Source organism: Nonomuraea sp. KM90, from assembly GCF_052246675.1.
Classification (GTDB): domain Bacteria; phylum Actinomycetota; class Actinomycetes; order Streptosporangiales; family Streptosporangiaceae; genus Nonomuraea.
Genome location: NZ_JBQQCB010000005.1, coordinates 79,671 through 92,362 on the forward strand (window position 1 = coordinate 79,671; position 12,692 = coordinate 92,362).

General features: G+C 71.0%; 14 protein-coding genes and 1 riboswitch. Of the genes, 8 read left to right on the top strand and 6 right to left on the bottom strand.

Annotated features, from left to right (window positions below; translation table 11 throughout):
- Positions 1 to 26: 26 nt before the first annotated feature.
- The 3 genes from ACTWPW_RS08240 (at position 27) to ACTWPW_RS08250 (ending at position 2,069) form a co-directional block, all read left to right on the top strand.
- Positions 27 to 749: a DUF1707 SHOCT-like domain-containing protein gene (locus tag ACTWPW_RS08240; protein WP_375115537.1), complete on the top strand. Its 723-nt coding sequence runs from the start codon at positions 27 to 29 to the stop codon at positions 747 to 749.
- Between the two features lie 88 nt (positions 750 to 837).
- Positions 838 to 1,338, top strand: coding sequence for a SigE family RNA polymerase sigma factor (locus tag ACTWPW_RS08245; protein ID WP_364115063.1), 501 nt, complete (start codon positions 838 to 840; stop codon positions 1,336 to 1,338).
- Positions 1,339 to 1,340: 2 nt separating this feature from the next.
- A complete protein-coding gene (locus ACTWPW_RS08250) occupies positions 1,341 to 2,069 on the top strand; it encodes a hypothetical protein (protein WP_443168338.1) in 729 nt (242 codons plus the stop codon).
- A gap of 11 nt (positions 2,070 to 2,080) precedes the next feature.
- Here ACTWPW_RS08250 and ACTWPW_RS08255 read toward each other — a convergent pair whose 3' ends face one another.
- The 5 genes from ACTWPW_RS08255 to ACTWPW_RS08275 all read right to left on the bottom strand — a co-directional run bounded on the left by ACTWPW_RS08255 (position 2,081) and on the right by ACTWPW_RS08275 (position 5,773).
- A complete protein-coding gene (locus tag ACTWPW_RS08255; RefSeq protein WP_375115535.1) occupies positions 2,081 to 2,857 on the bottom strand; it encodes a sirohydrochlorin chelatase in 777 nt (258 codons plus the stop codon).
- A complete protein-coding gene (locus ACTWPW_RS08260) occupies positions 2,839 to 3,567 on the bottom strand; it encodes a phosphoadenylyl-sulfate reductase (protein WP_375115534.1) in 729 nt (242 codons plus the stop codon). The genes ACTWPW_RS08255 and ACTWPW_RS08260 overlap by 19 nt, the downstream gene beginning before the upstream one ends.
- 136 nt (positions 3,568 to 3,703) lie before the next feature.
- Positions 3,704 to 5,392, bottom strand: a complete 1,689-nt coding sequence (locus tag ACTWPW_RS08265) for a nitrite/sulfite reductase (RefSeq protein ID WP_375115533.1) — start codon at positions 5,390 to 5,392, stop codon at positions 3,704 to 3,706.
- 111 nt (positions 5,393 to 5,503) lie between these two features.
- Positions 5,504 to 5,587: a putative leader peptide gene (locus tag ACTWPW_RS08270; RefSeq protein WP_311132608.1), complete on the bottom strand. Its 84-nt coding sequence runs from the start codon at positions 5,585 to 5,587 to the stop codon at positions 5,504 to 5,506.
- 60 nt (positions 5,588 to 5,647) lie between these two features.
- A complete protein-coding gene (locus ACTWPW_RS08275) occupies positions 5,648 to 5,773 on the bottom strand; it encodes a hypothetical protein (RefSeq protein ID WP_443168339.1) in 126 nt (41 codons plus the stop codon).
- Positions 5,774 to 5,828: 55 nt separating this feature from the next.
- On the opposite strand from ACTWPW_RS08275, the gene ACTWPW_RS08280 reads away from it, so the two are divergent.
- From ACTWPW_RS08280 to glyA, 5 genes are all read left to right on the top strand, one after another.
- Positions 5,829 to 6,596, top strand: coding sequence for a TIGR03084 family metal-binding protein (locus ACTWPW_RS08280; RefSeq protein ID WP_443168435.1), 768 nt, complete (start codon positions 5,829 to 5,831; stop codon positions 6,594 to 6,596).
- Positions 6,597 to 6,650: 54 nt separating this feature from the next.
- Positions 6,651 to 7,025, top strand: coding sequence for a YccF domain-containing protein (locus ACTWPW_RS08285; protein ID WP_375115531.1), 375 nt, complete (start codon positions 6,651 to 6,653; stop codon positions 7,023 to 7,025).
- 56 nt (positions 7,026 to 7,081) lie between these two features.
- Complete coding sequence (locus tag ACTWPW_RS08290) at positions 7,082 to 8,014, top strand: YihY/virulence factor BrkB family protein (protein ID WP_375115530.1); 933 nt, start codon at positions 7,082 to 7,084, stop codon at positions 8,012 to 8,014.
- A 54-nt stretch (positions 8,015 to 8,068) separates the two neighbouring features.
- A complete protein-coding gene (locus ACTWPW_RS08295; protein WP_443168340.1) occupies positions 8,069 to 9,514 on the top strand; it encodes a serine/threonine-protein kinase in 1,446 nt (481 codons plus the stop codon).
- A gap of 25 nt (positions 9,515 to 9,539) precedes the next feature.
- Positions 9,540 to 9,622, top strand: a riboswitch (ZMP/ZTP riboswitch).
- 24 nt (positions 9,623 to 9,646) lie between these two features.
- Complete coding sequence (gene glyA / locus ACTWPW_RS08300; protein ID WP_443168341.1) at positions 9,647 to 10,897, top strand: serine hydroxymethyltransferase; 1,251 nt, start codon at positions 9,647 to 9,649, stop codon at positions 10,895 to 10,897.
- A gap of 429 nt (positions 10,898 to 11,326) precedes the next feature.
- Here the strand turns inward: glyA and ACTWPW_RS08305 are convergent, their stop codons facing one another.
- The gene (locus ACTWPW_RS08305) at positions 11,327 to 12,517 is read right to left on the bottom strand and encodes a CHRD domain-containing protein (RefSeq protein ID WP_443168342.1); all 1,191 of its coding nucleotides are present in this window, start codon (positions 12,515 to 12,517) and stop codon (positions 11,327 to 11,329) included.
- Positions 12,518 to 12,692 lie beyond the last annotated feature (175 nt).

A 12,692-nucleotide genomic window follows, 5' to 3' on the forward strand; every position in this document is an offset into this window, starting at 1 on the left:
CGGCCAAGACGCGATATGTTGCGAGTATGACTGATCCCGGTGAGGTCCGTGCGTCGGACGCCGAGCGCGAGGCCGTCGTCGAGCAGCTCCGTGTCGCCTCGGTCGAAGGCAGGCTCACGCTCGCCGAGCTGACCGACCGCACGGAGGCCGCGTATACCGCGACCACCCATGCCGAGCTGGCCCTGCTCACGCAGGACCTGCCCGCGGGCGCCACGCCCGCCCACATGCCCGCCCCCGCGCGCGAGGGGAAGAAACGACGGTGGTTCGTCGGTGTCATGGGCGAGTCCAAGCGCCGCGGCACCTGGCGGATCGACAAGGAGCTCGGCGCGGTGGCCGTCATGGGTGAGGTGCTGCTCGACCTGCGCGAGGCCGAGGTGCGCACCGACATGGTGGACATCCTGGCCGTCTCCGTCATGGGCGACATCAAGATCATCGTGCCCGACGGCGTGAATGTGGACCTCGAGGGCGTCGCGATCATGGGCGAGAAGAAGGTGAAGGTCCAGGAGGCGCCCTCCGGCATGAACGTGCCCGTGGTGCGGATCAAGGCGTACGCGGTGATGGGCGAGATCAAGGTGATCGGCGACTCGCAGGTCAAGCCGCTGCAGCGCGGGTTCGCCGCCTGGCGGGAGCACTGGGAGCGGCTGCACGGCGAGGACTGGCGGGAGATCGGCCGCCAGGTCCGCGTGGACGGCCGCGAGCTGCGCAAGCAGCTCCGCGACCAGCACCGCAACCTGCGCCGGGGCTTCTGACCCGCAAATCCTTTCCCGGCTCGTGCAACGTCCCGGCCCTCCTGGCGCGTAGTGCTCGGTGTACATCACCGAGCAGTGAGGACCCTCGATGCGGGATCGAGCCGACTTCGAGCGCTACGTCGAGCAACGCTCGGCCCGCCTGCTCAGGACGGCGTACCTGCTGTGCCGCGACTGGGCCACGGCGGAGGACCTCGTCCAGACGGCGCTGGCCCGCGCCTGGCTGGCCTGGCGCCGCGTCGGCGCGAACCCCGACCCCTACGTCTACCGCATCCTCACCAACACCCACGCCTCCTGGTGGCGGCGGCGGTGGCGGGGCGAGGTGGCCACGGGCGAGCTGCCCGACGGCGCCGGCCCCGGGGACGCGGAGGCGGGCCTCGGCACCCGCGAGGCGCTGCGGGCGGCGCTGACCGCGCTGCCCGCCAAGCAGCGGGCCGTGATCGTGCTGCGCTACTTCGAGGACCTCCCCGACGAGGAGATCGCCGCCATCGTCGGCTGCTCGGTGACCACCGTCCGCAGCCAGGCCAGCCGCGCGCTGGCCAAGCTGCGGCTCGACCCTGAGGCCAGGGCCGCGATGGAGACGGGAAGCTGACCGTGACGACGAGACAAGAGCAGGACCTGCGCGAGCTGCTCGACAGCGACAGCGCCGAAGGTATCGCCGAGCGTACGGGCGGGCACAGGGGCGTGACCGTCGCGGACGTGGACGCGCGAGCCCGCGCCATCCGCCGCCGGCGCGGGCGGACGGCCGGCTCGATCGCGATGGCCGCGCTGGCGGTCGTGGCGGTGGCGAGCCTGCCCCGCACCGAGGCCGCGCCCATGCCCGAGGACGTCTGGACCGGCGTGCTGGCACAACCCGGCGCGGCGCCCGCACCCGAACGCTCCGTCCCGGCCCTGCCGCTCTACCACCGGTACGAGCGGGGCGGGGAGCGGGAGACGTTCCGGTTCCGGGCCTCGGCCACAGGCGTGACGTTCGGGATGAGCTGCCCGGCGGACGGCCACGCCCTGATCTGGCTCAACGGCCGGTTCGTGGCGAGCGGCCCCTGCGGCCCCACCGTCGCCGAGCCGCCCGGCTGGCTGGGCGATCCGGCAAAGGCCCGGGAGGGCGTGAACGAGCTCACCGCGGCCCTGGTCCCCGCCTCATCGGCCGGCTCGGGCCGCATGACGGAGGAGCGCGCCGAGCGGCTGCTGGCCGCGACGCCCGCCTATCCCGCGGCGTGGCGGCTGACGGTGCTGGACATCCGCACGCTGAACTGCCGGGCCGATCTGATCCGCATCGACCCGGGAAGCGGCGAGATCATCCCGAGCTGCTCACCCCGCGAGTGACGCCGAGCTGCTCATCCCGCCAGTGACACCGGCTGCCGCTGAGCCGCCCGGTAACGCTCCAGCACCACGTCCACCAGCTCCGGAGCCGGTCCGAGCACGTCCGCCACGATGTCGGCGCCCGCCGCCAGCGTGTCGCGGCGCACCTTGTCGGCGAAGTAGCCCGGCGCCAGCAGGTACGGCGCCACGACGACCCTCGGCGCCCCGGCCCGCCTGAGCGCGGCGACGGCCGCGGCGGGAGCCGGATCGGCGGCCGAGGCGTACGCGGGCGACACGGTCCACCAGCCGGACCGCCGCCACCCCCGCGCCAGCTCCGCGATCACCGCGTTGGCCCTGGCGTCACTCGAACCGGCGGACACCAGCACCACCGCCGTGTCCGGGTCGCCCGCCGGCACGCCCGCCTCCGCCAGCCGCCGCTCCAGCGCGGACCGCAACAGCGGGTGCGGCCCCAGCGTGTGGCCGTAGTGGACGCGCAGGCGCGGCTCGCGGGCGCGTGCCTCGTTCAGGGCCGCCGGCAGGTCCACCCGGCTGTGGTAGGCCTCGGTGAGGAGCAGCGGCAGCACCACGGCCTCCTCCAGACCGCGCAGCGCCTGCCCGAGCGTGGGGGCGCAGTGGTCGAGGTAGGCCACCCGGACGTCCAGCGGCACCTGGTCGAGCAACGCGGCCACGGTGGCGGCGGCACGCGGGTCGCGAGACCCGTGCGCCACCGCCACCAGTGGCACGCGGCCGGGGGCCGTCCCGCCTGCCAACGGGACGCGTCCCCCGCTGGGGATCACAGGTGAATGCCGCATTCGACCTTCCCCAGGCCCGCCCAGCGTCCGCTGCGCGGATCCTCACCCTCCGCGACCTGCCGCGTGCACGGCGCGCAGCCGATCGAGGGGTAGTTGTCGTAGTGCAACGGGTTGATCAGCACCCCGTTGTCGGCGATGTAGTTGTCGACGTCCTCCTGCGTCCAGGCGGCGATCGGGTTGACCTTCACCATCTGCCGCTTGGCGTCCCACTCCACGACCTTGGTGTCCGTCCGGCTGGCCGACTCGTCGCGGCGGATGCCGGAGATCCACGCAAGGTACGGCTCCAGCGCCCGGTTCAGCGGCTCCACCTTGCGCAGGTAGCAGCACAGGTCCGGGTTGCGGCCGAACAGGCGGGGGCCGAGGTCGCGGTCCTGCTCCTCGACCGTCCGCGACGGCTTGATGTCGATCACGTTGACGTCATAGACCTGCCGGACGGCGTCCCGCGTGCCGATCGTCTCGGCGAAGTGGTAACCGGTGTCGATGAACAACACGTCCACGCCGGGCTTGACCCTGCTCACCAGGTCGATGAGGAGGGCGTCGCTCATCGAGGAGGTCAGGCACAGCCGGTCGCCGAACGTCGCCGCCGCCCAGCGGATGATCTCGCGCGCGGGGGCGCCCTCCAGGAACGTGGCGGCGGACTCGACGATGTCCTGCAGGTCGAGGGCCCCGCGTTGCTCTCTCAAACCGACCTCGATGTCGACCAGCGTCATATCTTCACTCCGATTCCAAGGAATTTCAGCTTGAAGGCACGAGCGCAGGCGCGGCAGTACCAGCCGCCATCACCCTCGTAAGGCTCCAGGTCCTCGTCGCCGCAATAGGGGCAGTGGAAGGGAACCGCTCGTGTGGTCATTTCAGGTCGGCCTCGTCCGCTCGCTGGACCCAGTCGGCGAACGACTCGCCTTCCTTCTTCTGGCTGTCGTAGTTGGACACGACGCGCGCCACGTAGTCGGGCAGCGCCTTGGCGGTGGTCTTGAGCCCGCGTACTTTCCTGCCGAAGCCGGCGTTGACGCCGAGCGAGCCGCCCAGGTGGATCTGGAAGCCCTCGACCTGGTCGCCGTTCTCGTCCACGACGAGCTGGCCCTTCAGGCCGATGTCGGCGACCTGGATGCGGGCGCAGGAGTTGGGGCAGCCGTTGACGTTGATGGTCAGCGGCTCCTCGAAGTCCGGCAGCCGCCGCTCCAGCTCGTCGATCAGGTCCATGGCGGCGGCCTTGGTCTCGACGATGGCCAGCTTGCAGTATTCGATGCCGGTGCACGCCATCGTCTGGCGGCGGAACGTGGAGGGCCTGACCTGCAGGTCGTTGGCCTCCAGCTCGGCCACCACGGAGTCCACCCGGTCGGGGGCGACGTCGAGGACGACCATCTTCTGCTCGACCGTCGTGCGGACCCGGTTCGACCCGTGCCGCTCGGCGATGTCGGCGATCACGTGCAGCTTGTCGCCGTCGAGCCGGCCCACCTTGGGCGCGAACCCGACGTAGAAGTTGCCGTCCTTCTGCGGGAAGACGCCGACGTGGTCGCGGCGGCTGCCGCGCGGCAGCTCCGGCGCGGGCCCGTCGGGCAGCCGCTCCTTGAGGTATTCGGTCTCGAGGATCTCCCGGAACTTCTCCGGCCCCCAGTCGTTGACCAGGAACTTGATCCGGGCCCGGTGCCGCAGCCGCCGGTAGCCGTAGTCGCGGAAGATCCCGACCACGCCCTCGTAGACGTCCACGGCCTGCTCCGGCCGCACGAACACGCCCAGCCGCTTGCCCAGCATCGGGTTGGTCGACAGGCCGCCGCCCACCCACAGGTCGTAGCCGGTCTCGCCGTGCTCGTTCACCACGCCCACGAACGCCACGTCGTTGATCTCGTGCACCGTGCAGTGCGCCGGGCAGCCGCTCAGCGCCGACTTGAACTTGCGGGGCAGGTTCGAGTACGCCGGGTTGCCCACGATCCGGTCCTGGATCTCGTGGATCTGCTCCGTGGAGTCCAGCACCTCGTCGGAGTCGATCCCGGCCAGCGGACAGCCCAGGATCACGCGCGGGGTGTCGCCGCACGCCTCCGTCGTGGACAGGCCCACGGCCTCCAGGCGCTCCCAGATGTCCGGCACCGACTCGATCTCGATCCAGTGCAGCTGGATGTTCTGGCGGTCGGTCAGGTCGGCGGTGCCGCGGCCGTACTCGTTGGAGATGTCGGCGATCGTACGGAGCTGGGCCAGGTCGAGCTGGCCGCCGTCGATGCGCACCCGCAGCATGAAGTAGCTGTCGTCGAGCTCCTCCGGCTCGAGGATCGCCGTCTTGCCGCCGTCGATGCCGGGCTTGCGCTGGGTGTAGAGGCCGTACCAGCGCATGCGGCCACGCAGGTCGGCCGGGTCGATCGAGTCGAAGCCCCGCTTGGAGTAGATGTCGATGATGCGCTGGCGGACGTTGAGGCCGTCGTCGTTCTTCTTGTTCTCTTCGTTCTTGTTGAGCGGCTCACGGTAACCGAGGGCCCACTGGCCTTCGCCGCGCGGGCGCTTGTGGTGCCGGCTGGCAGGAGTGCGGCTGGCAGGGGTGCTCATTGCGCGTCCTTCGGATCATGGGCGCGCGCGGTGTTCCACCTGCCATCTTCATCGATGGGCAGGGCTGGAGAGGAAGAGTGCGACGCGCTCAGCGGTAGAAAAGAATGTGGGTTAGCGGGCGTCGCAACAGATGGCACTGCGGACACGCTGAAGGTCGACGTGTCGTCGACCGACGAGCATGGGGTCCGCTGGCATACTCCGAGATTACTCTGGCTGTCCGGGATGTCCAAGACGGGGTCCAGAGTGTGGGATAGTTCATCCTTGGCGCGGCCAGTCCAGATCCGACTCCTTGGGCTGCTCCTCCTCCTGGTGCTGGCAGTCGCACCACGAGCCGCCGCGGCAGTCCTCGTGGCGCCTCTCCTTGCAGCTCTCGCAGATCACGCTTGCATTATTCTCCCAGAACCTTGTTCCGGTTAGGCTGGCGCGCGTGGACCTCATGGCCGAATTACTCGGCGACCTGCGTGCCGAGACCGCGTCCTTGGAAGCGCTGCTCCAGCCCTTGAACGACGAGGACTGGGAGCGGCCCACGCCCGCCGAGGGGTGGGCGATCCGTGACCAGGTGAGCCATCTGGCCTGGTTCGACGACGCGGCCGTGCGGGCCGCCACCGATCCGGACGCCTACCGCGCCTCGGTGCTGTCCGACTCCCGCTCGGTCGACGATCTCGCGCTGGAGGCGCGCGGCATGCCGCCGGGCGAGCTGCACGACTGGTTCCGTACGTCCCGCGCCCGCAGCCTGGAGGTGTTCGCCACGCTCGGCGCCCGCGACCGGCTGCCGTGGTTCGGGCCGGAGATGTCGGCCGCCTCGTTCGTCACCGCGCGGCTGATGGAGACGTGGGCGCACGGCCAGGACGTGGCCGACGCGCTCGGCGTCACCAGGGCGCCGACGGCCCGGCTGCGGCACGTGGCCATGCTGGGATACCGGGCCCGCCCGTACGGCTTCGCGGTGCGCGGCCTGCCCGTGCCCGGCGAGCCGGTACGCGTGGAGCTGGCCATGCCCGACGGGACCACGTGGACGGCCGGACCCGACGACGCGGACGCCGTCGTACGCGGGACGGCGCTCGACTTCTGCCTGGTCGTGACCCAGCGCATCCACCTCTCCGACACCGGCCTGGAGACGGCGGGCGCGCCCGCGCGGGCCTGGATGGAGATCGCCCAGGCGTTCGCCGGGGCACCCGGAAAGGGGCGGCCGCCCAAGTCAGGGTGAGTTCAGGGTCTTGCCGGATGACGCCGAGGGCACGATCAGTGACATCCTGTGAGCATGCGCACAATTCTGAACGTCATCTGGCTGGTGTTCGCGGGGATCTGGCTGGCCATCGGATACGCGCTGGCCGGAATCATCTGCTGCATCCTGATCATCACGATCCCGTTCGGCATCGCCTCGTTCAGGATCGCCGCCTACGCGCTGTGGCCGTTCGGCCGGACCGTGGTGCGCGACCCCGGCGCGGGCGTGTTCTCGTTGCTGGGCAACATCATCTGGTGCGTGGTCGCCGGCATCTGGCTGGCCATCGGGCACGTCGTGACCTCGATCCCGCTGTTCATCTCCGTCATCGGCATCCCGATGGGCGTCGCGAACATCAAGATGATCCCCGTCTCCCTCCTCCCGCTGGGCGCGCGCATCGTGGACAACGACTAGGTCAGTCGCGGGACGTAAGCTGTCCCGAAGAGTCACTGCGAATAGCGTTGGGTGCCATGACGTCCACCGATGCGCCTCCCCGGCCCAAGCGCGGGCCCGTCTCGAATGCCCGGGCGAGGCTGAACTGGGTGCTCGACACCAAGTCGTGGGCGATCGTGCGCGCGGCCACGAACGCCGGCGTCACCTACCGGGTCACCGGCCTGGCCGGCGAGGCGGCGTTCTTCGCGCTGCTGTCGTTGCCGCCCTTCGTGCTGGGCCTGATCGGCGTGCTGGGCAAGCTCGGCACCTGGCTCGGGCCCACCGTGGTCACCCAGGTGAAGACCTGGGTGATCGAGCAGGCGGGGCTGCTGTTCACCGACGACGCGGTCAACAAGGTGATCAACCCGCTCCTCACCGACGTGCTCAGCGACGACGCCGGCAAGGTGTCGATCATCTCGCTGGGCTTCCTGCTGTCGCTCTGGTCCGGCTCCAGGGCGCTCTACGTCTACGTGGACCTCATCTCGGTCGCCTACGGGCTGGGGGAGGAGCGCGGCATCATCCGCACCCGGCTGATGTCGTTCGGCCTCTACATCGTCGGCCTGATCATCGGCATCATCGTCATGCCGATCCTGGTCGTCGGCCCGACGCTGATCAAGGACGCGCTGCCCGCCGACTACGGCATCCTGATCGACCTGCTCTACTGGCCGGTCGTGATCATCGGCTCGGTGCTGTTCCTCACCGTGCTCTACCACGTCAGCGTGCCGGTGCGGACGAAGTGGTACCGCGAGCTGCCGGGCGCCATCCTGGCGCTGTTCCTGTGGATCGTCTGCGCGGCGGTGCTGCGCGCGGTGCTGGCGGCGTGGTTCTCGCCCGTCTCGGTGTACGGCTCGCTGGCCGCGCCCATCGCGCTGCTGCTGTGGCTCTACATCACCGCGCTGGCGGTGCTCATCGGGGCGATCCTGAACGCCGAGGTGGATCGGCTCTGGCCGGGCGTGAGCCGCACGAAATAGCGCGATCCAGCGTTCTGCCACCAAATGTCAGGCCATGAGGTCAGAATGCATCCCGTGATCGATCAGACCCGGCGAATCGGCCCCTACACCCTCGTACGCAAGCTGGGCGAGGGCGGCATGGGCATCGTCTACCTCGCGCAGGACGCCGCGTTCGCCCCGGTCGCGCTCAAGGTGCTCAGGCCGGAGCTGGCCGGTCGCGAGGACTTCAGGCGCCGCTTCACCAGGGAGGCCGAGGCGGCCCGGCACGTGGCCAGGTTCTGCACGGCGCCCGTGCTCGACGCCGGGATCGAGGGCGCCACCGCCTACCTCGTCACCGAATACGTCGAAGGCCCCGACCTGTCGTCCATGATCGAGACGCAGGGGCCCATGGGAGGCGCCAACCTGGAGGCCCTGGCCGTCGGGGTGGCCACCGCGCTGGCCGCGATCCACGAGGCGGGGGTCGTGCACCTGGACCTCAAGCCGTCGAACATCCTGCTCAGCGCCGTCGGCCCGCGCGTCATCGACTTCGGCATCGCCCGCATCGCCCAGCCGGACGCCACCCAGTCCGCCGTCGTCGCGGGCACGCCCGCGTACATGGCTCCGGAGCAGGCCAGCGGCGCGCCCATCACGGCCGCCAGCGACGTGTTCGCGTGGGGCGGCGTGGTGACGTACGCGGGGACGGGGCGGCCGCCGTTCGGGACCGGGCAGGTGCCGGAGGTGCTGTACCGGGTGGCGCACCACGTACCGGTGCTCGACGGGCTGGACGAGCGGCTGCGGGTGCTGGTGGAACTGGCGCTGCAGAAGGATCCGGCCCGGCGGCCGACCGCGCAGCAGCTCCTCGACCGCCTGATGGGCCGCGAGCGGGCGACGGTGGCCTCCGCGACCCGCGCGGTCAGCGACGCCTGGACGCCGCTGCTGTCTCCCCAGGCGTCCCCCGCTCCAGGTCCCCGGCCCGCGGGGGGCGGGCGCTGGGCGCCGCCCGTGATCGCCGCCGTGCTCGCGTCCGCGCTGACCGCCGGCGGCACGCTGGCGCTGTGGCGCCCCTGGGAGCAGCCGGGCACGCACCAGGCCACCACGAACGCGCCCGACCCCGCCGCGACCGTCACGCCCGGCACGAAGCAGGCGTCGAGGTCCTTCCAGTACAACGACGGCTACCGGACCGTGCCCATCGTCCTGCGGATCGAGGCGCTCCGGTGGCAGGGCGACGACGTCAAGCTCGAGTTCTCCGTCAGCAACGACCACTCGCAGAGCTCGCTCAGCGTGTGGGGCCTGACCGAGACCAACGCCTACAGCCTGAAGGACGTCGAGCTGGCCCTCCGCGACGAGGCGCTGCCCGTCAAGCCCATGTTCCAGGGCGACCAGTGCGCCTGCTCGGAGCTGACCCCCGGCGACCAGATCCAGGCCGGGCAGACCCGGCGTTTCTTCGCCGTCTTCCGCAAGGTGCCCAAGGCCGCCGGCCCGGTCGACCTGGACCTCAAGAACCTCGGACACTACGCGAATCTGCTGATCACCACGAAATAAGCCCCTGTCACATCCGCTATCGTCTAGGACGAGACGCGACTGGCGCATTGGGTGGGATCGACCACCGGGGAGCGAAAGGAGCGGAGGCCGTGCGCCTGGGTCTTCGCAATCGTCAATGATGACAGGAGAGTCATGGGTTCTCTCGCTAGCGTCGACCCGCAGATCGCCGAGCTCATCAAGGCGGAAGAGCGTCGCCAGTCCGACACCGTCAAGCTCATCGCGTCGGAGAACTACGTGTCGAAGGCCGTGCTCGAGGCCACCGGCACCGTGCTGACCAACAAATACTCCGAGGGCTACGCGGGCAAGCGCTACTACGAGGGCCAGCAGGTCATCGACCAGATCGAGACCGTGGCCATCGAGCGCGCCAAGGCCCTGTTCGGCGTCAACCACGCCAACGTCCAGCCCTACTCCGGCTCGCCCGCCAACCTCGCCGTCTACATGGCGTTCCTGCAGCCCGGCGACACCGTGATGGGCATGGGCCTGCCGTTCGGCGGCCACCTCACCCACGGCTGGTCGGTCTCGGCCACCGGCAAGTGGTTCAACCCGGTCCGCTACGGCGTACGCAAGGACACCGGCCGCATCGACCTCGACGAGGTCCGGCAGCTCGCGCTCGAGCACCGGCCGAAGCTGATCTTCTGCGGCGGCACCGCGATCCCGCGCACCATCGACTTCGAGGGCTTCGCCTCGATCGCCCGCGAGGTCGGGGCCGTGCTGGCCGCCGACATCGCCCACATCGCGGGCCTGGTCGCGGGCGGCGCGCACCCGTCCCCGGTGGGCCACGCCGACGTGATCTCCACGACCACGCACAAGACGCTGCGCGGCCCGCGCGGCGCCATGCTCATGGCCACCGCCGACGAGCACGCCACGGCGCTCAACAAGGCCGTCTTCCCCGGCCTGCAGGGCGGCCCGCACAACCACACCACCGCCGCCATCGCGGTCGCGCTGCACGAGGCCGCCCAGCCGTCGTTCCGCGACTACGCCCACCAGGTCGTCGCCAACGCCAAGGTCCTGGCCGACGAGCTGGCCTCGCGCGGGTTCGACCTGGTCTCCGGCGGCACCGACAACCACCTGATCCTGCTCGACCTCACGCCCAAGGGCATCGGCGGCAAGCCGGCCGCCCAGGCGCTCGACCGCGCGGGGCTGGAGACCAACTACAACACGGTGCCGTTCGACACGCGCAAGCCGTTCGACCCGTCGGGCATCCGCATCGGCACGCCGTCGGTCACCTCGCGCGGCATGGGCGAGGCGGAGATGCGGCAGATCGGCGCCTGGATGGACGAGGTCGTCACCGCCCTGGCCAAGGGGGACGCCGAGGACGTCATCACCCGCGTCCACCACGAGGTCAGCGAACTCACCGCCCAGTTCCCGGCCCCGGGCCTCTAAAGACCCTCTCCGCGCGGGCTCTTCTCGGCGGGTCGGTCCCACCCGCCGCACGGGGTCGCCGAGGTCCATCCGTTACGGCGGAGCCAAGTGGGCGCCACCCGCCGCACGGGGCTGAGGGCCTCCAGGGTGACGCCCGCTGACCGGCACGTGGCCGGCCGCCGTCACGGCGCACGCTTGACCGTGACGGTGGTTCCACCCCGCCCCGGCGACGATCCCCGCCCGGCGGCGGCCACCGTCTTCCGTACCCGCCCGCCGCCAGAGGGCGCATGATGGAGCGCCCCGCCGCACGGGCTCCCGTGTGCGGCGGGGCGCTTGTCGCGACCGGGCCGGAGCACCCCGTCGCGGCCGGTCGGTGGCCCGGGGGGACCGGGCCGGATCGACCGGGAAGGGCCTGGCAGGGGACGGGACCGAATCGTCCCCCGCCCGGCCTCAGCCGAGGAACACGTAGTCCGCGCCGTACGGGACCCTGGTCTCGGAGCCCGGCTCGCAGGAGCCGGCCGGGGCGAGGCCGCCCGTGGTGTTGAGGCGCAGGATCTGCGTGGCGTGCGCGAGCAGCCCGGTGGGCGTGCCCGACTGGGTGGCGTCGAGGACCAGCTCGGGGATGTTGTCGCCGTTCGGCGTGCGGCTGACGACCGCGCCGCGCACCGCGCTGCCGTCCGGGGCGATCCACTGCGGCGGCCCCGACGCGGGCGTCACGAACGAGTGGTCGATGCCCCGCCGCAGCGTGGCCGTCACGCCGAGCTGGGTGAAGCCGTAGCCGCCGGCGGGAAGCTGCGTGCAGGAGTAGATCTGCGAGCCGCGCAGCACGTCGGCGGTGAGCGCGCGCGGGTGGGTGAACGCCTCGCCGGAGAGCTGCCCGCGCACCGCGCCGCCGTCGAACTCGGTGGTGCGCAGGTTCGAGTGGTACGCGCCCGGGTTCTCGGCGACGCGCTTGACGACCTTGGCGGCGACCGGCGTCACCCCCGCGACGCCGGTCACGTTCTCGGGCAGCCCGTCCCGGGCCGCGAACAGCTCCGCCGCCACCGGCCCGCTCCTGCCCGGAGGCCCCTTGCGCAGGTGCCCGGCCGTCACCCGGCCCAGCCCCGACCAGGTGGCGGTGTAGGCGATGGACGAGCCTGACGGACGCAGCCACCACACGGCCCGGCCGTCCGCCTGGGACGAGAGCGTGGCCTGGTCGCTGCCGTGCAGCACGCCGTTGAGGTCGACGGGCTTGCTCAGCCGGTGGAACTGGCCGCGTACCGCGCCCTTGGGGTGGGCGGCGTCGTGCAGGTTGGCGTAGAAGCCGCCGGGGTTGTCGACGAGCGCCTTGACGAGGTCGTCGCCGGCCTTGACGGTGCCGGTGACGCCGAGCACCGACCCGGGCAGGGACTCGGTGAAGAAGTCGAGCCCGACGTCGCCGTTCGCACCCTTGGCGCCCGCGTGCACGTGGCCGGCGGTGGGTGTGCCGATCCCGTGCCACCGGGCCGCGAACGTCACCTCGGTCCCGCTGATTTTGAGCACCACGGTCGAGCGGCCGTCCGCGTCGCCCGGGGCGCCCACCTCGTTCGCGCCGCGCAGGCCCGCCGCGAGATAGACGTCGTCGCCGGACGCGTACGCGGGCACCGCCGGGACGACAAGCACGCTTGCCGCTAAAGCACTAGAAAATACGAATTTCCGGATAGACATAATGAAACCCCTTAAAGGGCTTGATATTCCGGTTGATACGGCAAGCAGTACGCGCCGGAGCCCGGTGCGGTTCAACCCGCGAACGCGTAAATTTCCACACAAGGGCGAGGGCATGAAGAAAGCCCTCCCA